Below are 21,669 nucleotides of genomic sequence, written 5' to 3'. Positions count from 1 at the left end.
AGGCGGGGTCGGGCGGAGCGCGCCTACAGCACCCGGGCGACCAGCAGCGCGACGTCGTCGTGGTCGTCCGGATGACGCAGGCCGTACAGCAGGAGGTCGCAGGTCTCCTCCAGGGGTCTGCGGGGTTCGTCGAGGAAGCCGAGCAGGACGTTCAGCCGGTCGTCGATGGAGTGGGCCCGGGTCTCGACCAGGCCGTCGGTGTACAGGACCAGCAGATCGCCGGGGCCGAGCTCGACGGTGGTGGTCCGGAACGGGATGCCGCCGACACCGAGCGGGGCACCGGCGGGCAGTTCCAGCAGCTCCGGCCGCCGGCCGGGGCGGGCCAGCGCGGGCGGCATGTGTCCGGCGTTGGCGATGTGGCAGCGCCTGGTGCGCGGGTCGTACACCGCGTACAGGCAGGTGACGATGTAGTGCTCCAGATCGCAGGTGATCTTGTCCAGGTGCCGCAGCACGGCTCCCGGATCGAGATCGAGGTCGGCGTAGGCGCAGGTCGCGGTGCGCAGCCGGCCCATGGTCGCGGCGGCGTCGATGCCGTTGCCCATGACGTCGCCGACGACCAGCGTGGTCTTGTCGTCCTCCAGCGGGATGACGTCGTACCAGTCGCCGCCGACCTCGCTGGTGGCCTGGGCGGGCTGGTAGCGGTAGGCGATCTCCAGGCCCGTGTGGTGCGGGGGATGGTCCGGCAGCAGGCTGCGCTGGAGGGTGAGCGCGGTGTTGCGCACGCTCTGGAACCAGCGGGCGTTGTCGATGGCGACGGCGGCCCGGCTGGCCAGCTCGGTCGCGAGGACGACGTCGTCCTCGTCGAACGGCACCGGGTTGCGGGTCCGCTTGAGGTCGAGGGCGCCCAGCACCTCGCCGTGCGCGATCAGCGGTACCGCCATGTAGGAGTGCACGCCGGCCCGCGCCAGCAGACTCGTCGCCTCGGGGTCCCGGGCGATGCGCCGCAGATCGTCCTCGCCGACGTGCCGCACCAGGACCGGCCGGGCGGTGTGCACGCACAGAGTGACCAGGCGGTCCCCCTCGTAGGCGGCGAGATCACCGGGCGGGTCGGCCGCGCGCAGCGCCGCACTCGGGTACGACGACTTCAGCGCGAGCGCCCGGAACAGCTCGGGGCCGTTGTCCGGCTGCCGCATGCGCCGGCACGCGAGCGCCGAGTCCAGCACGTCCACGGCGACCACGTCGGCCAGCTCGGGCGTGGCGATCTCCGCCAGCTCGTCCGCGGTGCGCTCCACCTCCAGCGTGGTGCCGACCCGGGTGGAGGCGTCCGCGATCAGGGCGAGACGCCGGCGGGCCCGGTCGGCCTCGGCGGCGGCCCGGTGCCGCTCGGTGACGTCGACGAAGGAGATGGCGGCGCCCAGCACCCGCCCGCCGGGATCCTCCAGCCGGTAGAAGGACAGCGACCAGGCGTGCTCGTGCTCGGGGTCGGCCGGCGGGCGGCCCACGTGGTACTGGTCGAGCAGCGGGGTGCCGGTGGTGAGCACCTGGCGCAGGCAGGACACGATCGTGTCGATGTCGGGCAGCGGCAGCGTCTCCATCAGCCGGCGGCCCACATGGTCCTCCGCGGGCGTGCCGTCGATCCGCTCGAGCGCCGGGTTGACCAGCAGGAACCGCAGCTCCGGGTCGACCAGGGCGATACCGATCGGGGACTGGTTGATCAGCCGCTCGCACAGCGCCAGGTCCGTCTCCACGCGCTGGAGCAGCGAGTGGTCGGCCGCGATGCCCAGGGCGTACACGTCCCCGAGATCGTCCAGCAGCCGCATGTTGCGGAACTCCGTCAGCCGGGTGCTGCCGTCCTTGTGCCGCACCGGGAAGGTGCCGGCCCAGCTGCGGCCGGTCTCCAGGACCTCCGTGAACAGCTGCACCACGGCCGGCAGATGGTCGGGGTGGATGAACAGCCGCGCCGCCGGCGTGCCCAGCGCCTCGTCGGCGGTGTACCCGAAGAGCTCTTCCGCCTGCGGGGTCCAGAACACCACGCGCCCCTCGGCGTCCACGACCACCGCGGCCACGCTCAGCACGTCGAGCAGGCCGGTCGGCCGGGGCGGCACGGGGGCGTACCCGCCACTGTCGGATTCGAAGGTCTCGGCTGCCATCCCAGCTCCTCCGCCGCGGGCCGGCCACGACCGCCGACCACGGCTCCCCCCGGGTACCGCGGTGACGACGACCGGCACCTCCATGCTCTCTCCGCGTGCGCGCCTTGCCCACTCCGGGCGTTCCACGACCGTCACGGGACGGGAACGGGCGCCGTGGGCCCGTGCACATCGGGCGGACTAGCAGGAACATGGTCCTGTAGAGGACGGGACCCAGGGACGCTGCGTGAGGACCCATGGACGTACCGCGAGAAAGGCCCGACGCGCCCGCGTCGGCAGGACCGCGCGCCCTCTTCGACGCGTCGACCGACGCGGCGGCGGTGGTGTCAGGGCACGGTGTCGTGCTCGGCTGGACCCGGGCCGCGGAGGAACTCCTCGGCCTGCCCGCTTCGGGGATCGTCGGCTCCTCCGCCGCGCGGCTGCTGGCGATGCCCGGCGACCCGCTGCGGGTGGCAGGAGTCGCCGACCGCTGCCGGGCCGGCATGGGGTGGAGCGGCCTCATTCCGCTGCGGCACACCGACGGCAGCCGTGTCGACGTGGATCTGCGGGTCTCCGCGGCCTTCCGGGTGGGCGCCGACGAGTGCTTCCTGATCTCGGCCCGCGAACAGCACCAGCAGTGGGCGGTCGGTGACTCCGTCCTCGACGGCTTTCTGACCCGCGCCCCGGTCGGCATGGCCGTGATGGACACCCAGCTGCGCTACATCTGGCTCAACGACACCCTGGAACGCTTCGGCGGCGTGCCCCGTGCGCAGCGGCTCGGCCGCCGGCTCAGCGAACTGCTGCCCGGCCTCCAGGCGGACACCATCGAGGGCCTGATGCGCAAGGTCCTGGAGACCGGAGTGCCGGTCACCGACTACGAGTACGTCGGCTGGAGCTGGGCCGACCCGCGCCGCCAGCACGCCTACTCCACGTCGTTCTTCCCCCTCACCGGCCCCGAGAGCGCGATCACCGGGGTCTGCTACATGGTCTCGGACGTCACCGAACGGTGGAACGCCCGCCAGTTGCTGTCCCTGGTCAACGAGGCCGGCACCCGCATCGGCACCACCCTGGACGTGCTGTGGACGGCCCAGGAGCTGGCCGACTTCGCCGTGCCCCGGTTCGCGGACTTCGTCGTCGTGGACCTGCTGGAGCCCGTGCTCAGCAACGAGGGGCACGGAGCATGGCTGACCGACGCGGGCCCGGCGCCCGTGAAGCCCGTGATGCGCCGGGCCGGCATGAGCTCGGTGCGCGAGGGCTGCCCGGAGGCCGTGGCGCGGATCGGGGAGCGGGTGGACTTCGTGCCGCCGCCGCACGGCGCGGATCTGCTCATCGAGGGCGATCCGATCCTCATCCCGGTCCTCGACCCGGCCGACGAGCTGTGGGTCACCGAACAGCCCGCGCGGGCCGCCAGCATGCGCGAGTTCGGCCTGCACTCCCTCATCTCGGTGCCGATGCGGGCCCGCAACACCGCGCTCGGCCTCGCCACGTTCATCCGCTCGCTCAACCCGATCTCGTTCCAGCCCGACGACGTCCTCGTCGCCCAGGAACTGGTGGCGCGGGCGGCGCTGTGCGTCGACAACGCCCGCCGCTACACCCGCGAGCACACCGCGGCTGTCACCCTCCAGCGCAGCCTCCTGCCACAGGTCCTGACGGGCGGTACGGCACTGGAGGTCGCCTCCTCCTACCTGCCGGCGGACCCGACGGGCGGCGTGGGCGGCGACTGGTTCGATGTGATCCCGCTGTCCGGCGCCCGGGTGGGCCTCGTCGTCGGCGACGTCGTCGGGCACGGCATCACCGCCGCGGCGACCATGGGCCGGCTGCGCACCGCCGTACAGACCCTCGCCGACATGGAGATGCCGCCCGACGAACTGCTGGCCCACCTCGACGACCTGGTGCTGCGGCTCAGCGAGGAGCGGTCGGAGGACGGCACCGGGGCGGACCACCGGGACACGGCCGGCTTCCTCGGCGCGACCTGCCTGTACGCCGTCTACGACCCGGTCACCAGGCGCTGCACGATGGCCCGCGCCGGTCACCCGCCGCCGGTCGTCGTGACGCCCGACGGGCAGGTGTCCTTCCCGGAGCCCCCGGCGGGACCCCCGCTGGGACTCGGCGGAATGGGGTTCGAGGCCGGCGAGATCGAACTCGCCGAGGGCAGCCTGTTCGGCCTGTACACCGACGGCCTCGTCGAGGCGGCCGACGACGACATGGAGCGCGGCATGGCCCGGCTGGGCGAGCTGCTGTCCCGTCAGGGGCCGGACCTGGCCACGCTGTGCACGTCCGCGGTGCGCGAGCTCGTGCCCGCGCCGCAGCCCGACGACATCGCCCTGCTCCTGGCACGCACCCACACCCTGGGCGCCGAGCACGTCGTCTCCTTCGACGTGCCCGTGGACCCGGCCGCCGTCGCCGAGGCCCGGGCCCGCGCGACCCGCCAGGTCGAGGCGTGGGGGTTCGGCGAACTGGCCATGACGACCGAGCTGATCGTCAGCGAGCTGGTCACCAACGCCATCCGCTACGCCGAACCGCCCATCCGGCTACGGCTGCTCCGAGACTCCCGGCTGACCTGCGAGGTCGCCGACGGCAGCAGCACCGCCCCGCGACTGCGCCACGCCCGCAGCATGGACGAGGGCGGCCGCGGCCTGTTCCTGGTGGCCCAGCTCGCCCACCGCTGGGGCGCCCGCTACACCGCCGACGGCAAGATCATCTGGGCCGAGCAGGAACTCCCGCGAACGCACTGAACCGGTCACCCGCGGCCGCCCCCGGGGACGTCGCCTGACGCCCGCTGCCCGGGACGCTTCTACGATCGTTCCTGCACACACGCTTTCGGCCCGTCGAGAAGCCGAGAGGAGCCGAGCCGAGTCGAGGGGAGGGCGCTTCCGGCGATGTTCGATCTGCACCGACTGCGCCTGCTGCGCGAACTCAAGCACCGCGGCACCCTCGCGGCCGTCGCCGCCGCCCTGTCGTACGCACCCTCCTCCGTCTCCCAGCAGCTCTCCCAACTGGAGGCCGAGGTGGGCGTCCCGCTGCTGGAACCCGTCGGGCGACGGGTACGGCTGACCGAGCAGGCCGAGATCCTCGTCGCCCACACCGAAGCCGTCCTCGAACGCCTGGAGCGCGCGGAGGCGGACATCGCCGCCTCCCTGACGGACCTCACCGGCACCCTGCGCATCGCCTCGTTCCAGACCGCCGCGCTGGCGCTGGTCCCCACCGCCCTGGACCTGCTGCGCGAGCGGCACCCGCACCTGCGGGTCCACATGACCCAGTTGGAGCCGGAGAGGGCCCTGCCGGCCCTTCAGGCCCGCGACTTCGACCTGGTCCTCGCCGAGGAGTACCCCGGCAACCCCAACCCGCGGCCCCCCGAACTCGAACAGGCGGACCTGCTCGACGACCCCCTGCACCTCGCGCTGCCCGCGCATGCCGACCACCCCGACACCGACGGCCCGACCGCGACGCTGCGCTCGCTCGCCGGCCACCCCTGGGTGATGGAACCCGAGGGCACGGCCGCCCGGCACTGGGCCATGACCCTGTGCCGCAACGCCGGGTTCGAACCCGACGTACGGTTCGAGACCACCGACTTGTTGCTCCACGTACGCCTCGTCGAACGAGGGCTCGCCGTCGCGTTCCTCCCCGACCTCGTGTGGAGCGGACAGCCCGCGACGGTGGCTCTACGGCAACTGCCGCGCGGCCGGCGGGCGCGTCGCGTCTTCACCGTCGTACGCGGAGGCGGTGGCCGGCACCCCGCGATCCTGGCCTGCCGGGACGCCCTGCACCGGACGATCGAGACGGCCCGCTGACGCGGGGACCGCACGCGGACGCAGGGCAATACCCGGCCCGGACAGCGGGATACCGAAGCCGACAGGGAAGTGCGGAGGCCGGACAGGGGAGTGCCGGGCCCGGATCGACCGGGCCCGGCACTCCAGACGGCACCAGACAGGATCAGCTGCTCCTGGTTACCACTGGTCCTTGTCCTGGTGCTTGGTGTGGGTGGGCTTTGACGGGTAGTCAGGCTTGTCGGGGTGCGAGGGCTTGTCGGGGTGCGACGGCTTGTCCGGGTGGGAGGGCTTGTCGGGGTGGGAGGGCTTCGACGGGTAGTCGGGCTTGGCCGGCTTTTCGGGGTGCGCGGGCTTCGACGGGTAGTCGGGCTTCTCCGGCTTGGCCGGGTGCGCAGGCTTTGACGGGTAGTCAGGCTTCGCCGGGTGGGCGGGCTTCGAGGGGTAGTCCGGCTTCGCCGGCTTCTCGGGGTGTGCCGGCTTCGACGGGTACTCGGGCTTCGCCGGCTTGGCCGGGTAGGCAGGCTTCTCGGGGTGCGCGGGCTTGGCCGGGTATTCGGGCTTCGCGGGCTTCGCCGGGTAGGCCGGCTTGGCGGGGTACTCCGGCTTGGCGGGCTTCTCGGGGTACGCAGGCTTGGCCGGGTACTCAGGCTTCGCGGGCTTGGCCGGATACGCGGGCTTGGCGGGGTACTCGGGCTTCGCCGGCTTCGCGGGGTAGGCCGGCTTCGCCGGGTACTCGGGCTTGGCGGGCTTGGCCGGATAGGCGGGCTTCTCGGGGTAAGCGGGCTTGGCCGGGTATTCAGGCTTGACGGGCTTCGCGGGGTAGACGGGCTTGGCGGGGTACTCGGGCTTCACCGGCTTCGCGGGGTACTCCGGCTTGGCCGGATATTCAGGCTTCACCGGCTTGGCCGGGTAGACAGGCTTCGCGGGGTATTCAGGCTTCACCGGGTGAGCCGGGTATTCGGGCTTGACCGGCTTTACCGGGTGCTCGGGCTTGACCGGCTTCGCGGGATAGACCGGTTTGGCCGGGTGTACGGGCTTGGCGGGGTACTCCGGCTTCACGGGCTTCGCCGGGTACTCGGGCTTGACCGGCTTCTCCGGGTGCACCGGCTTGGCGGGGTACTCGGGCTTGACCGGCTTCTCCGGGTGCACCGGCTTTACCGGGTGCTCGGGCTTCACCGGCTTCGCGGGGTACTCCGGCTTCACCGGATGCATCGGCTTGTCCGGGTGCACCGGCTTCGCCGGGTATTCGGGCTTGGCCGGCTTGCCGGGATGTTCCGGCTTCACCGGATGCATCGGCTTGCCCGGCTGCTCCGGCTTCACGGGGTGCATCGGCTTCCCCGGGTGCTCCGGCTTCGCCGGATGCGCCGGCTGCGGAGCGTGGGCCGGGTGGACCGGCTTGCTCGGGTACGGCGGGTGGGGCGTCGCGTGGTCGTCGGCGTAGACGGTGCCCCCGCTCGCCAGGGCGGCTGCGGCGAGCGCGGCGGCCATGGCCGCCGGCGTCAGAACAGATCGCCACTTAGGCGATGTCGTCATCTTCCACTCTCCTCGACTTGGTTCAGGGCCTCGTGACGGCTGGTCAGCACCAAGAGCCGGACAGTGGAATGAATAGGAAATAGGGTGATATGAATAACGCTCAAGCGGCGAGAAGCCACCGGATCGTGTAGCGCGCGCCCGCCAGTTGGCCCGGCGTCAGGCGGCGGGGCGGACGAGGCCGGACTCGTACGCGAATGTCACGGCCTGGACGCGAGCGCGGGCGCCGATCTTGGTGAGGATATTGCTCACGTGCGTCTTCACGGTGGTAGGCGCGATGGAGAGTCGTTCGGCGATCTCGGCGTTGGACCAACCCGAGGCCACGGCGACCAGGACGTCCCGTTCGCGTCCGGTCAGCGTGTCGAGCCCCGAAGTGCGTGACAGGGGGCGTACGGTGCGCTGTTCACGGACGGCGTCGATGAGCGCGCGCGTCAGGGCGGGCGTGATGACGGCGTCCCCGGCGGCCACGACCCGGACGGCCGAGGCGAGTTCGTCGGGCGCGGCGTCCTCCAGCAGGAACCCGTCCGCGCCGGCGCGCAGGGCGGCGTAGGCGTGCTCCTCGTGGCCGGCGGGAGTGAGCACGAGGACCCGGGGGGTGTGCGGCTCCGCGTCCCCGGGTTCGAGGGGGCGCGGGAGGCGGTCCCGGCGGGTGAGGTGACGGACGGTCTCCAGGGTGTCCGACGGCCCGGACGGGCGGTCGGCCACCAGGACGACGTCAGGCCGGAGCGCGGCGCTCAGCCGGACCGCCTCGGCCTCGCTCGTCGCCTCGCCGACGACGTGCAGATCCGGCTCGGCACCGAGAAGCATGCGCAGGGCGAGGCGCTGGAGAGACTGGTCGTTGACCACGAGTACGGAGACCATGCCTGTCTTCTTCCTGGTGGAGGCGGGTGGCGGCCTGCCAGCTGAACGAAACGGTTTCGTTCAGCAAGGCTAGCGCGGCTCCCGTAAAGACGCAGTAGGAGATCGGTCACTACTTCACCAGGGCCGGGCCCGTCACAGCCCGAACAGGCGGGCCCCGTTGTCGTGGCACACACCGCGCAGCCACTCGTCCCCGAGCTCCAGCCGTTCCAGGGCCGCCAGCTGATGGGCGTACGGGTAGGGGATGTTGGGGAAGTCGGTGCCGAGCAGGATCCGGTCGCCGAGGCTCGCCAGGCGGGGCAGCGCCCGGCGCGGGAACGGCGCCATGCGCTCGCTGAAGTCGGTGAACGCCATGGTCGTGTCGAGCCGCACCTCGTCGTACCGCTCGGCGAGGTCGAGGAAGTCCTCGTACTCGGGCAGTCCCATGTGCGCGATGATCAGCCGCAGCCGGGGATGCCGGGCGAGGACGCGCCCTATCGGCTCGGGCCCGGTGTACTTGCCCGGCATGGGTCCCGAGCCGCAGTGGATCACGACGGGTGTCGCGGCCTCGGCGAGCAGGCCCCAGGTGGCGTCGAGGGCCTCTTCGGCCGGGTCGTACGCGCCCACCTGCACATGCGCCTTGAAGACCCGGGTGCCCGCCTCGATCGCCTCGCGGACGTAGGACTCGACGCCCGGTTCCGGGAAGAAGGTCGAGGTGTGCAGGCAGTCGGGGGTGCGGCGGGCGAAGTCGACGGCCCAGCCGTTGAGCCACTCGGCCATCTCCGCCTTGTGCGGGTAGAGCATCGACGTGAAGGCCCGCACGCCCAGGCCCCGGATCACGGCGACCCGTTCCGACTCCTCGGCGCGGTAGGTGATCGGCCACTCGACGCCGCCGGTCAGCGGGCCGAGGGAGTCGAAGTAGCCCCAGACCTTGTGCAGCACGCGCTCCGGCATGAAGTGGGTGTGCACATCGACGAGCCCCGGCAGCCCGAGCCGCTGCCAGAACCGCCGTACCGCCGCAGCCTCGTCGGCCGTGTCCATGCGGTGCCTCTCGGAGTCGGGTCGCGTTCCGTCGTCGATTCTCGCGCGAAGTTTCCGGGTGCGGAGATCCGTCGGCGTCCCGGTGCCGAATCAAGTGCATGGGTGGTTCCGGCCACGGTCCGCGTCGTTCGCACCCGGTAGCAGTCCGAAACCGGTGTGCGACGCAGGCGGGCCGGTGCCGGGCGGCATTTTCTCGGTACCTCCCCAGGAGCTGACATGGCGGACAAGCCGGTGGAGACGTTGCCCACCGCTCGGGAGGACTCCACGGCCCTCCTGGACGGGGGCGGCGGACCCGCCACGGTCGAGAGGACCTTCGCCGCCGTGCTGGCATCGGTCGTGCGGACCGAGCACGTGCCCGTCGACAGCCACTTCTTCGACGACCTGGGCGCCGACTCACTGGTGATGGCGCACTTCTGCGCGCGAGTCAGGAAGCGCGGGGATCTGCCGTCGGTGTCGATGAAGGACGTCTACCGGCATCCGACGATCAGGAGTCTCGCGACCGCCCTCACGGACGATCCGCCCGTCGCGCAGGCGGATCCCGCTGTGGAGTCCACGGCCCCGCCCCCGGTGCCGGTTCGGTCCCCGGCAGGCAGGCGGCAGTACGTCCTGTGCGGCGCCCTCCAGCTCGTGGCCTTCCTCGGGTACTTCTACGGCATCGCCTTCGGCACCGCCGTGGGCTACGAGTGGATCTCCGCCGGATCGGGTCTCCTCGACACCTACTCGCGCTCGGTCGTGTTCGGCGGTGTGGCCTTCGTCGGCCTGTGCGCGTTTCCCGTGCTCGCGAAATGGACGCTCGTCGGGCGGTGGAAGCCTCGGAACATACCCATCTGGAGCCTGTCGTACGTCCGCTTCTGGATCGTGAAGACGCTGGTCCGGTCGGACCCCCTGGTGCTGTTCAGCGGTTCGCCGCTCTACCTGCTCTACCTCAGGGCACTGGGCACGAAGGTCGGGCGGGGCGCGGTGGTCCTCTCGCGGCAGGTTCCCGTGTGCACCGACCTGCTGACCATCGGTGACGGCACGGTCGTCCGCAAGGATTCACTCTTCGCCTGTTACCGGGCCCATGCCTCGGTGATTCAGACCGGCCCGGTCACCCTCGGCAGGAACGTGCTGGTCAGCGAGGCCACGGTGCTCGACATCGACACCTCGATGGGTGACGGGGCGCAGCTCGGGCACGCCTCCTCGCTGCACCGCGGGCAGGCGGTCCCCGACGGCGAGCACTGGCACGGCTCCCCGGCACAGCCGACCGACGTGGACTACCAGGTCGTGGGGTCGGCCCGCTGCGGCGCGGTGCGCAGAGCCGCCCACAGCCTCGTGCAACTGCTGGTCGCGCTGGCCGTGTACGCGCCGCTGGCGGTCGGCGGCCTGGTCGCGCTGCTCGTCGAGGTCCCGCAGCTCCGCACGGCCCTGGAACCCGGACCCGCGGTGCTCGGCGACGGGACGTTCTACATCGAGACCCTGGTGATCTCCTTCGTCCTCGTGTTCGGCGCCGTGCCCGCCGGTCTCCTCGTCCTGACCCTGGTTCCCCGCCTGCTCGGCCTGACCATCACGCCGGGCCGGACCTACCGGCTGTACGGCTTCCACTTCGAGGCGCACCGGACGATCGCGCTCCTGACCAACTGGAAGTTCCTCAAGCGACTGTTCGGTGACAGCTCCGCCATCGTCCACTACCTGAAGGGCCTCGGGTACGACCTCTCCCGCGTCGAGCAGACCGGGTCGAACTTCGGCACGGAGATGAAGCACGAGACGCCGTATCTGAGCTCCGTCGGGCGCGGGACGATGATCGCGGACGGTCTGTCGGTCATGAACGCCGACTTCTCCAGCACCGCGTTCCGCGTGTCCCGGGTGTCGATCGGGCCGCGCAACTTCCTCGGGAACCGGATCGCGTACCCCACGCGGGGCAGGACCGGCGACAACTGCCTCCTCGCGACCAAGGTGATGGTGCCGGTCGACGGCGAGATCCGCGAGGGCGTCGGGCTGCTGGGTTCGCCCAGCTTCGAGATTCCCCGTTCGGTGCTGAGGGACAGCAGCTTCGAGAGGTTCAAGCGCCCTGAGGAGCTGCGGCGCGGTCTGGCCGCCAAGACGAAGCACAACGTCGCCACCATGGCGTGGTATCTGCTGTCGCGCTGGATCTACGTCTTCGCCCTCGCCCTGCTCGTCACAGCCGCCGCGGAGCTGTACGGACCGCTCGGCGTGACGGGGCTGGTGCTGGCCGACCTCCTCGTCCTGCTCCTGACCACCGCGTACTTCGTGCTGGTCGAACGCGTCGTCACGGCCCTCCGCCCCCTGCGGCCGCTGTTCTGCTCGATCTACACCCCGGACTTCTGGCAGCACGAGCGCTACTGGAAGGTGCCGTCGGAGACGTACCTGAGGATCTTCAACGGCACCCCGTTCAAGAACGTGATCTGGCGGGCGCTGGGAGTGCGGCTCGGCCGCATGGTCTTCGACGACGGCTGCCACCTCACGGAACGTGCCATGGCCGCCATCGGGGACGGCTCCACGCTCAACTCGGGCAGCGTGGTCCAGTGCCACTCGCAGGAGGACGGCGCCTTCAAGTCCGACCGGATCACGATCGGCTCCGGCTGCACCCTCGGGGTCGGCGCCTTCGTCCACTACGGCACGACGGTGGGCGACGGCGCGGTGCTCGGCCCCGACTCCTTCCTGATGAAGGGCGAGGTGGTCCCGCGGAACGCGTGGTGGGCCGGCAATCCGGCAAGGCCGATCCCTTCGCGCGGCGAGGACGAGAGGAGGCCGGGCCCATGGCAGTCATGACGAGGTCCGAGACGGCCGGCCGGGAGTTCTGGCGGGGCGTCCTCGGCGCCGGCGGCGTGACCACGATCCCGCGATGGACGGCGGACCCGGCGATCCGAGTCGCCGAGCACGAGACGACGCTCACCGGGGAACTGACGGACGCGTTGAGCCGCCTCGCGGACGAGCTGGCGGTACCCCTGCGCTCGCTGTTGCTTGCCGCCCACGCCAAGGTGCTCGCCGCTCTGTCCGGCGAGCAGGAGGTCACGACCGGATACGTCGCCGTACCGGCCGGGCGTCCGCTGCCCTGCCGTCTGACCGTCGCCCCCGACTCGTGGCGGACGCTGGTGCTCCGCACCCACCGGGCCGAATCGGAACTGCTGCGGCACAAGGACTTCCCCGTGGACGGACTCCGGCATGAACTGGGCCTGCCCGGACCGTCGGGCGAGGCCGTGTTCGACCCGCACGGCGCGGGAGGCGACCTCCCCGGGAACGCCGTGCTGCGCGTGGAGTTCCCGCGCGGCGGCGACCGGCGCACGCTGCGGCTGCGGTACCGGACCGACGCGCTGGACCGGGCCGGCGCCGCGAGGATCGCGGGCTACCACCTCACCGCGCTCACGCTGCTCACCGCCGATCCGGACGCCGCGCACGGCCGGCAGAGCCTGCTCTCCGCCGAGGAGCGCCGCTTCCAGCTCGAAGGGCTCGCGGGACCCCGCCGGGAGCTGCCCGACCGCCGCGTCCACGAACTGTTCGAGGAACGTGTCAGGGCGCACCCCGACGCCATCGCGGTCGTGTGCGGTGAGCGACGGTGGACGTACCGCGAACTCAACGCGCGGGCCAACCGGTTGGCACGGGCCCTGCCGGCAAGGGGGCTGCGCCGGGAAGGCGTCGTGGCGGTGGTCATGGAGCGCGACCTGGACTGGGCGGCCGCCGTCCTCGCGGTCCTCAAGGCCGGAGGGGTGTACCTGCCCGTCGAGCCGCACTTCCCGGCCGAGCGCATCACGACCATGCTCTCCCGCGCCGGGTGCCGCCTCGTGCTGACCGAACCGGGCAGCACCACCACGCTCGACCGGGCCCTCGACGCGCTGCCTGAGGTCCGGGCGCTCCGCGTCGACGAGGCGTACTCGGAGGGCCACCCGGACACCGACCCCGGCGTCGGAGTCGCGCCGGACCAACTCGCCTACATCTACTTCACGTCCGGCTCGACCGGCGAGCCCAAGGGCGCCATGTGCGAGCACGCGGGCATGCTCAACCACGTCCACGCGAAGATCGACGACCTCGGGATCGGCGAGGGACGCACCGTCGCCCAGACCGCGCCCCAGTGCTTCGACATCTCGCTGTGGCAACTGGCCGCCGCGCTCCTGGCCGGCGGGCGGACCCTGATCGTCGAGCAGGACGCGATCCTGGACGTCCCGCGGTTCGTCGACACGATCACCCGCGGCGGGGTCGACGTGCTCCAGGTCGTGCCGTCGTACCTGGACGCCGTCGTGTCCTACCTGGAGCGCCGGCCGCGGGCACTGCCGGACCTGCGGTGCGTGTCGGTCACCGGCGAGGCGCTGAAGAAGGAGCTCGTACAGCGCTGGTTCGCGGTCGCGCCCGGTATCAGGCTGGTCAACGCCTACGGGCTGACCGAGACGTCCGACGACACCAATCACGAGGTGATGGACCGGGCGCCGGACGGCGAACGGGTCCCGCTCGGCTCTCCCATCGGCAACGTGCACGTCTACGTCGTGGACGAGCACCTGTCACCGGTGCCGCTCGGCGCCCCCGGCGCGATCGTCTTCGCCGGAGTCTGCGTCGGCCGCGGCTATGTCAACGACCCCGAGCGCACCCGGCAGTCCTTCATGGCGGATCCGCACCACGCGGGCCTACGGCTCTACCGGGGCGGCGACTACGGCCGCTGGGCGCCCGGCGGCAAGCTGGAGTTCCTCGGCCGCCAGGACAACCAGGTCAAGATCCGTGGATTCCGGATCGAGATCGGCGAGGTCGAGAGCGCCCTGCTACGGGTGCCCGGGGTCCGCGACGGAGCGGTGGTCGTCGTCGAGGGAGCCGGGCAGGGCGGACGTCTGGTGGCCTTCTACCGCGCCGAAGGCCCGCTGGAGGACGGCGTCCTGAGGGACCGGCTCGGCAGGTCGCTGCCCGAATACATGGTCCCCTCGGAGTTCCACCGGCGGCGGAGCCTGCCGGTGACCGCGAACGGCAAGGTCGACCGGAAGGCACTGACCGCGCTCGCCGCACGGCTCGGCGCGGTTGCCCCGGACGCCGGATCCGCCGGCACGGCCGGGGAGGACCGCGCCGCACCCCGCACACCGACCGAGCTGCGGCTGGCGGGCCTGTGGGCCCAGGTGCTCGACGTACCGCAGGACAAGATCCGCCGGCACGACCACTTCTTCGACCGCGGCGGCACATCGCTCGCGGCGGTGCGGCTCGCGATCGCCCTGGACCGTGCGTTGGACATCAAGGACATCACCCGCCACCCCGTCCTGGCCGACCTCGCCCGCGTCCTCGACGACGGGTCACCGGCCGCCGTGCCCCCGGCATCCGCGGCCACCGCCGGCCCGGCACCACCGACCTCCCCCTGAACCACGACCGAAAGGAGACCGAGATGCCGTCCTCGCTGCCCCTGTCGATGCCCGGCGTCGATCTGGAGCCCGGCAAACCGCCGATCCTCCGGGCCGACTCCACCGGCGACGCGGCGAGTTGGGCCGCCGAGCACCGGGACGCCGTACGCGCCCTCGTAGCCGAGCACGGTTCGGTCCTGGTACGCGGCCTCGGGCTGGGCGACACGGCCGACACCGCGGCCGTCGTCCGGCGGCTGGCCTCCGCTCCGATGACCGAGAAGGAGGCCTTCGCGCCCCGGCGGGCCCACTCCGACGGCGTCTACTCCTCGTCGAAGTGGCCGCCCCACCAGCCGATGTGCATGCACCATGAGCTCAGCTACGCCCTGGAGTTCCCCGGCCTCATGCTGTTCGCCTGCCTCACCGCGCCCGCCGCCGACGGGGCGACCGCGCTGGCCGACGGGCCGGCCGTGCTGGGCGCGCTGCCCACCGACCTCGTCGAGCGGTTCCTGAGGGAGGGCTGGCTGCTCACCCGCAGCTACAACGAGGAGATCGGGGCGTCCTTGGCCGATGCCTTCGGCAGCGACGACCGCGACGTGATCGAGAGCTACTGCCGGGCGGCCGCGATCGAGTTCGAGTGGCAGCCCGACGGCGGACTGCGCACCCGGCAGCGCCGCAGCGCCGTGGTGCGCCACCCGGTCTCGGGCCGGCGGTGCTGGTTCAACCAGATCGCGTTCCTCAACGAGTGGACGCTGGCCCCCGAGATCCGTGAGTACCTGGTGGACGTCTACGGCGCCGACGGGCTGCCGTTCAACACCCGCTACGGGGACGGCACACCGATCGGCGAGGACACCGTTGAACTGCTCAACGAGGTCTACCGGTCCCACACCGTGCGCGAGCCGTGGCAGGACGGCGACCTGATGCTCGTCGACAACGTCCGCACCGCCCACAGCAGGGAGCCGTACGAGGGGCCGCGCGAAGTGCTCGTCGCGATGACGGACGCGGTGCGCCTGGCCGACTGCGCACCGACCGTGGAGGTGACCGCCCGATGACCGCCACTCCATCCACCACCTGGGAGCCCGCCCGGAACGGGCCGGTCACCGTGCCACCGTTCGCGGTCGTGTCCGGCGGCCAGGTCCAGCAGGCGCTGCGGGGGCGCGAGAAGCAGATCGTGGAGGTGGTCGAGGACACCTACCGGCTGCACGGCGCCGGCGATTCGGTGAACCCCCCGTCCCACTTCCTGCGCTTCCCCGACCGCCCGTCGTCCCGGATCATCGCCCTGCCCGCCTCGATCGGCGGGGAGTCGGGCGTGGACGGCCTGAAGTGGATCTCCAGCTGTCCGCAGAACGTGGCGGCCGGCATCCCGAGGGCGTCGGCGGTGCTCATCCTCAACGACCGCCGTACGGGCTACCCCTTCGCCTGCATGGAGGCGTCGATCATCAGCGCCACGAGGACGGCGGCGTCGGCGGCACTGGCGGCGGACCTGCTCAGCCGCGACAGACGACGCCCGACACGCGTCGGCTTCATAGGGACGGGCCTGATCGCCCGCTACATCCACACCTTCCTGACCGGTACCGGTTGGTCGTTCGACGCCATCGGCATCCACGACGTGTCCGCCGACAGCGCGGCCGGCTTCCGCTGCTATCTGGAGCAGTCCGGCGCCACCGGCTGGATCGCCGTGCACGACAGCGCCGAGGAACTGATCCGCCGTAGCGACCTGGTCGTCTTCGCCACGGTCGCCGCCCGGCCGCACGTCAGCGAGCCGTCGTGGTTCGCGCACGGTCCGCTCGTGCTGCATGTCTCGCTGCGCGACCTGGCTCCGGAGATCGTGCTCGCCTCGGACAACATCGTCGACGACGTCGAGCACTGCCTGAGGGCGGAGACCTCCGTCCACCTGGCCGAACGGCTCACGGGCAACCGCGACTTCCTCACGGGCACGCTGGCCGACGTGATGGCCGCACGCGTCACACCGTCGGCGGACCGGACCGTGGTGTTCTCGCCCTTCGGCCTCGGAGTGCTCGACCTGGCCGTCGGCAAATACGTCTACGACGAGGTGGCCGGCTCCGGGGAGCTGGACGTCGTCGACGGCTTCTTCCATGAGCTGCGCCGGTACGGATGACACCGTCCGGCCCGGCCGCATTCGATCCGCGGAGGCCATCGTGTCAGTCATATCCGCTCCCTACACCTTCAACGAGGAGGATCTCTACGTCGACCTCCGGCCGGTACTCGGGCGCGGGCTCTATCTGAAGTGCGAGGGCTTCAACTTCGCCGGCTCGATCAAACTGAAGCCCGCGACCGAGATGGTGGAGGCCGCCGAACGGGCCGGGGTCCTCACCCCGCGGTCGGTGCTGCTTGAGTCCTCGTCCGGGAACATGGGCGTGGCACTCAGCATGATCGCGGCGAGCAAGGGCTACCGGTTCCTGTGCGTGACGGACTCCCGCTGCAACCTGTCGACCAGGCTGGTGATGAAGGCGCTGGGCGCCCAGGTGCACGTGATCACCGAGCCGAGCGCCGAAGGCGGCTTCCTCCGTGCGCGGATCGACTACGTTCGCGCGCTGTGCGCCCTCGACGACCGGTACGTGTGGCTGAGCCAGTACACCAACCCGGAGAACTGGCGAGCGCACTACCGCAGGACCGGACCCGCCATCGCCCGCTCCTTCCCGAAGCTGGACGTGCTGTTCGTCGGCGCCGGAACCACCGGGACGCTGATGGGCTGCGCCCGCTACTTCCGGCACTGGCACCGGCGGGTCCGCATCGTCGCCGTCGACAGCGTCGGCTCCGTGACCTTCGGCGGCGCCCCGGGCCGCCGTATGCTGCCCGGCCTGGGCATGAGTGTCTGCCCTCCCCTGCTCGACGAGTCCTACGTCGACGAGGCCGTGCATGTCGAGGAGGCGGACACCATCCGCGCCTGCCATCACCTGGCCCGCCGCGGGTTCCTCTTCGGCGGCTCCACCGGCACCGTCGTCAGCGGCGCGATGCGCTGGCTGGCCGCCCACGACTCGCCCGGCCTCACCGCGGTGGCCATCGCCCCGGACCTGGGCGAGCGCTATCTGGAGACCGTCTACCAGGCCAACTGGGTCGAGGCCCTCTACGGCGAGGACGTCCTGCTCCCCGGCGGCCCGGCCGCCGACGCCGCGCCACCGGTGCTCGTGTCCGGGCCCCGGGTGCGTCACCCGAGCCGGCGGGACGAGGCCCGGACCGATGGCATCAGGACCGTGGGCCCGGGCCGGCCCGCACCCGGGTCCTGGCCGGCCGGGTCCGCCCCACTCCGGGATGCGGGCGACGGCCGGGCCTCGGACACTGTGGGGGAGGGCGCATGACTCCCGGCACTGCGCATCGAGGCACACACAGGTGGGAGAGGCTGTGGCGAAGCGGCAGGCCTCCGAGGCCCGGCACATCGGTGCAGCCGAGACGGACCGTCTGCTGGTCTCCGTCGCCGCCGGCAGCAGGGACGCCTTCAGCCGCCTCTACGACGTGGCCGCCGGCCCGATCTACGGCATGGCGTGCCGAGTCCTCCAGGACCAGGGACGTGCCGAGGAGGTCGCCCAGGAGGTCATGCTCGAGGTCTGGCAGAGCGCCCCCCGCTACCGGCCCGAGAACGGGCACGCCATGACCTGGATGATGACCATCGCCCACCACCGCGCCGTGGACAGCGTCCGCACCCTGCAGCGGTCCGCGGAACGCGAGCGCACCGTCTCCCAGCAGGAAGCCGCTCTCGCGTACGACGACGTCGTGGAGACGGTGGAGTCGATCGGGGAACGCGAACAGGTGCGCTCCTGCTTGAAGGAGCTCACCGCCGAGCTGCGGCAGCCGGTGGTGCTGGCCTACTACCAGGGCCTGACCCAGACCGAGATCGCCGCGGCGCTGTCCCTGCCGCTGGGCACCGTCAAGAGCCGCCTGCGCAGGGCACTGACCCACCTGCGGCACTGCCTGGGAGATCCTCCGTGATCACCGCCGACGCACACGACCTCGCGGGTGCCTTCGCGGTGGACGCCCTCACCCGGGAGGAGCGCGAGAGGTTCCTGCGGCACGCCGCCGACTGCCCCGACTGCGCGCACGAGATCGCGCTTCATCAGCAGGCCGCCACCTGGCTCGGACTCGCGGCGGCCCGCACCCCTCCGCCGGAGCTGAAGGACCGTGTCCTCGCCGAGGCGGCCCGGACCCCTCAGCTCCCCCCGACGCCCGGGGCTCGGGAAGGTGAGCACCGCGGCCGGCGGTTCACGCCCCGGATGCTGAATCTCGCGCTGGCCGCCTGTCTGGCCGCGGCCGCCGCGTTCGGGGGTCTGGCGGCCTGGCAGCACCAGGAGGCGCAGCAGACGCGTCAGGCGGCCGACAGCAGGACCGCCGACCTCACCCGGCTCCTGTCGGCCCCCGACACCACCTTCGTCAGGCAGGACGTCCCCTACGGCGGCACCGGCACCGTCGCGGTGTCACGCCACCTGGACCAGGCCGCCTACTTCTGCGAGGACCTGGCCCCGCTGCCCCCGGACAGGACCTACCAGCTCTGGTACATCGCCCCCGGGAACCATGTCCGCTCCGCCGGCCTCCTCGCCGCCAGAACCGCCCTTCAGGCCGTGTCCCTGCCCCCGCCGGGTACCGCCGACTCCCTCGCCATCACCGTCGAGCCGGGCAAGGGCTCCGCCGAACCCAGCGGCAACCCCCTCGCCACCTGGCCCCTGCCCGCCGCCTGACCCTGTGCTCAGAGCCAGTCCTTGCGCTTGAAGATGACGTACAGGCTGGTGCACACGACGGCCATCAGGGCGATCGCGAACGGGTAGCCGAACACCCAGTGCAGCTCCGGCATGTGGTCGAAGTTCATGCCGTAGATGGTGCCGACGAGGGTCGGGGCGAAGAGGATGGCCGCCCACGACGAGATCCGTTTGATCTCCTCGTTCTGCTCGAACCCCGCCTCCGCGAGCGCCCGCATCTCCGCGTTCTGCTGCTGCGTGACCAGGGTCGCGTTGACCGTGAGGATCTCGGTGAGGGCCTGGCGGAAGCCGTCCACGCGCTCGCTGGTGTGCGTGACGTGATCGGCCACGTCACGCAGATAGCGCTGGAGCTCCTCGTCCGTGCCGTACTTGGAGAAGCCCGCCATCAGGCCGTGCAGCATGCCGACGAGCGGGCGGGTGGCGCGCTGGAACTCGACCATCTCGCGGGAGAGTTCGTAGATGCGGCGGGAGACCTCGGGGTCACCGCGGAAGACCTCGGTCTCGATCTCGTCGATGTCGATCTGGACGCCCGCCACGACTGGCTCGTAGCCGTCGACGACCGCGTCCAGTATCGCGTAGAGCACCGCCTCCGGGCCGAGTTTGAGCAGCTCGGGCGTCTCCTCCATGCGCCTGCGCACCCCCGACAGATCGGGGGCCGCGCCATGCCGGACCGTGATCACGAAGTCGGGGCCGACGAAGACATGGAGCTCGCCGAAGTCGACCTCCTCGGGCGCGTCGAGGTAGCGGGCCGCGCGCAGCACCACGAAGAGCGTCTCGCCGTAGCGCTCCAGCTTGGGCCGCTGATGTGCCTCCATCGCGTCCTCGACGGCCAGCGGATGCAGGTCGAACTCGGCGGCCAGGGACAGCAGCTCGGCCTCCGTGGGCCGGGCCAGGCCGATCCACGCCATGCCGGACGGCTGGTCGCGCAACTCGCGGTAGGTCTCGGCGAGCGTGGCGGGGGAGGACACCCGCACGCCGTCCCGGTACAGCGCCGCCTGCACGACGCTGACCACCTCGGACTGCTCCGGAGCACCGGAGGGCGGCGCGGGCGCCGGCGCGGGGGGCTCCGCGGGCGGCGGGGTGAAACCGCGGCGCCACACGGACTTCATGGGGTTCTTCGAGGCGGGGCGGGGGCGTCGCTCGGACATTGCGGCTCCCTCCCGATCGGGGCGGCGGGTGCAGGTGCGTGATCACCGAGCAGGATATACGGGGCGAATGACATGGGCGGGGCGAGCCGATCCAGGACCGCGTGAGAGTTGCGGACAGAAGGTGTCCGCAAGCCTCGCTAGCGTGACCGGTATGACGAAGCGGACCACGGCAGAGCCCGTCCTCAGCACCCGCGCCCTCAACCGCGCCACCCTCGACCGGCAGCTCCTGCTGCGCCGCTCGCCGCTGTCCGCCATGGCGGCCGTGGAGCATCTGGTCGGCCTCCAGGCGCAGGAGGTCAAGCCGCCGTACTACGCCCTCGCGGCCCGTCTCGACGGCTTCACGCCCGAGGACCTGTCCGGGCTGCTCGCCGACCGCTCGGCCGTGCGGATGGTCACCATGCGCTCGACGATCCACCTGCACAGCGCCGAGGACAGCCTTGCCCTGCGCCCGCTGGTGCAGCCCGCGCGGGACCGCGAGATCAACTACTTCCGCAAGGGCCTCGTCGGCGTCGACCTGGACCGGCTCGCCGTGCTCTCCCGTGAACTCGTCGAGGCCGAGCCGCGCACCATGAAGCAGCTGCGCGAGGCACTCGGCGCCGAGTGGCCGGACGCCGACCCGCAGTCCCTGGCCGTCGCCGCCCGCTGCAAGCTGCCCCTCGTCCAGGTCACCCCGCGCGGACTGTGGGGCCGCGGCGCACAGGTCTCCCTCACCACCGTCGAGCACTGGCTGGGGCGCCCCGCCGAGCCGGCCGCCTCGGCCGACGCCACGGTCCTGCGCTATCTGGCCGCCTTCGGGCCGGCGTCCGTGAAGGACATGCAGACCTGGTCCGGGCTGACCCGGATGCGCCCCGCCTTCGAGCGTCTGCGCCCCGAGCTGCTCGTCTTCCGGGACGAGAACGGCGTCGAACTCTTCGACCTCCCCGACGCCCCCCGCCCCGACGAGGACACCCCGGCGCCGCCCCGCTTCCTGCCGGAGTTCGACAACCTGCTGCTCTCCCACGCCGACCGCACCCGGGTCGTGCCGCCCGCGAACCGCGGCCGCACCTGGCAGGCGAACACCGTCTACTGCCCGTTCCTCGTCGACGGCTTCCTCGCCGGCGTGTGGCGCATCCTCGACGATGCCCTCGTCATCGAGCCGTTCGCCGAGCTGACCAAGGCCCAGTGCAAGGAGGTGACCGAGGAGGCGGCACGCACGCTTCAGGTCATGCACCCGCAGGAGTCGTACGACATCCGGTTCGGGACCGTCCTGCCGTAGCCGGGCGGCG

Annotated in this window: 15 protein-coding genes; 10 read left to right on the top strand and 5 right to left on the bottom strand. The window is 71.8% G+C overall.

The window, feature by feature from the left end; genetic code table 11:
- Positions 1-23 precede the first annotated feature (23 nt).
- Positions 24-2,090 (bottom strand): SpoIIE family protein phosphatase, encoded by a 2,067-nt coding sequence (locus CP983_RS09125; protein ID WP_150499228.1) that lies wholly within the window; start codon positions 2,088-2,090, stop codon positions 24-26.
- Positions 2,091-2,323: 233 nt separating this feature from the next.
- Here CP983_RS09125 and CP983_RS09120 point away from each other — a divergent pair, with 233 nt between their 5' ends.
- Together CP983_RS09120 and CP983_RS09115 are read left to right on the top strand one after the other, a co-directional pair.
- Positions 2,324-4,801, top strand: a complete 2,478-nt coding sequence (locus CP983_RS09120) for a SpoIIE family protein phosphatase (RefSeq protein ID WP_150499227.1) — start codon at positions 2,324-2,326, stop codon at positions 4,799-4,801.
- Between the two features lie 144 nt (positions 4,802-4,945).
- Positions 4,946-5,857, top strand: coding sequence for a LysR family transcriptional regulator (locus CP983_RS09115; RefSeq protein WP_150499226.1), 912 nt, complete (start codon positions 4,946-4,948; stop codon positions 5,855-5,857).
- Positions 5,858-6,013: 156 nt separating this feature from the next.
- Here the strand turns inward: CP983_RS09115 and CP983_RS44670 are convergent, their stop codons facing one another.
- The 3 genes from CP983_RS44670 to CP983_RS09100 all read right to left on the bottom strand — a co-directional run bounded on the left by CP983_RS44670 (position 6,014) and on the right by CP983_RS09100 (position 9,244).
- A complete protein-coding gene (locus tag CP983_RS44670; protein ID WP_229914666.1) occupies positions 6,014-7,369 on the bottom strand; it encodes a hypothetical protein in 1,356 nt (451 codons plus the stop codon).
- Between the two features lie 156 nt (positions 7,370-7,525).
- Complete coding sequence (locus CP983_RS09105) at positions 7,526-8,227, bottom strand: LuxR C-terminal-related transcriptional regulator (protein WP_150499225.1); 702 nt, start codon at positions 8,225-8,227, stop codon at positions 7,526-7,528.
- Positions 8,228-8,359: 132 nt separating this feature from the next.
- Complete coding sequence (locus CP983_RS09100; RefSeq protein ID WP_150499224.1) at positions 8,360-9,244, bottom strand: amidohydrolase family protein; 885 nt, start codon at positions 9,242-9,244, stop codon at positions 8,360-8,362.
- Between the two features lie 216 nt (positions 9,245-9,460).
- On the opposite strand from CP983_RS09100, the gene CP983_RS09095 reads away from it, so the two are divergent.
- From CP983_RS09095 to CP983_RS09060, 7 genes are read left to right on the top strand one after another with little or no spacing between them, the layout of a single operon-like run.
- Positions 9,461-12,013: a Pls/PosA family non-ribosomal peptide synthetase gene (locus CP983_RS09095; protein ID WP_150499223.1), complete on the top strand. Its 2,553-nt coding sequence runs from the start codon at positions 9,461-9,463 to the stop codon at positions 12,011-12,013.
- Positions 12,010-14,571: a non-ribosomal peptide synthetase gene (locus CP983_RS09090; RefSeq protein WP_150506478.1), complete on the top strand. Its 2,562-nt coding sequence runs from the start codon at positions 12,010-12,012 to the stop codon at positions 14,569-14,571. The genes CP983_RS09095 and CP983_RS09090 overlap by 4 nt, the downstream gene beginning before the upstream one ends.
- A 23-nt stretch (positions 14,572-14,594) precedes the next feature.
- Positions 14,595-15,599 (top strand): TauD/TfdA family dioxygenase, encoded by a 1,005-nt coding sequence (locus CP983_RS09085; protein WP_150499222.1) that lies wholly within the window; start codon positions 14,595-14,597, stop codon positions 15,597-15,599.
- Positions 15,596-16,666, top strand: coding sequence for a 2,3-diaminopropionate biosynthesis protein SbnB (gene sbnB / locus CP983_RS09080; protein ID WP_150499221.1), 1,071 nt, complete (start codon positions 15,596-15,598; stop codon positions 16,664-16,666). The genes CP983_RS09085 and sbnB overlap by 4 nt, the downstream gene beginning before the upstream one ends.
- A 40-nt stretch (positions 16,667-16,706) precedes the next feature.
- A complete protein-coding gene (gene sbnA, locus CP983_RS09075) occupies positions 16,707-17,867 on the top strand; it encodes a 2,3-diaminopropionate biosynthesis protein SbnA (protein WP_229914665.1) in 1,161 nt (386 codons plus the stop codon).
- A 43-nt stretch (positions 17,868-17,910) separates the two neighbouring features.
- Positions 17,911-18,495 carry an ECF RNA polymerase sigma factor SigK gene (sigK, locus tag CP983_RS09065; protein WP_229914664.1) on the top strand — a complete coding sequence of 195 codons (585 nt, stop codon included), beginning with the start codon at positions 17,911-17,913 and terminating at the stop codon, positions 18,493-18,495.
- Entirely contained in the window at positions 18,492-19,238 is a 747-nt protein-coding gene (locus CP983_RS09060) for an anti-sigma factor (protein ID WP_167537675.1), read from the top strand. The genes sigK and CP983_RS09060 overlap by 4 nt, the downstream gene beginning before the upstream one ends.
- 8 nt (positions 19,239-19,246) lie before the next feature.
- On the opposite strand, the gene CP983_RS09055 is transcribed toward CP983_RS09060, so the two are convergent.
- Positions 19,247-20,404, bottom strand: coding sequence for a magnesium and cobalt transport protein CorA (locus CP983_RS09055; protein ID WP_107907846.1), 1,158 nt, complete (start codon positions 20,402-20,404; stop codon positions 19,247-19,249).
- 151 nt (positions 20,405-20,555) lie between these two features.
- Here CP983_RS09055 and CP983_RS09050 point away from each other — a divergent pair, with 151 nt between their 5' ends.
- Complete coding sequence (locus CP983_RS09050) at positions 20,556-21,659, top strand: winged helix DNA-binding domain-containing protein (RefSeq protein ID WP_150499220.1); 1,104 nt, start codon at positions 20,556-20,558, stop codon at positions 21,657-21,659.
- Positions 21,660-21,669: the final 10 nt, after the last annotated feature.

This window comes from Streptomyces chartreusis, from assembly GCF_008704715.1.
GTDB lineage: Bacteria > Actinomycetota > Actinomycetes > Streptomycetales > Streptomycetaceae > Streptomyces > Streptomyces chartreusis.
The sequence above is the reverse complement of the archived record's forward strand: the minus strand, read 5'-3'. Positions and strand labels throughout refer to the sequence as shown.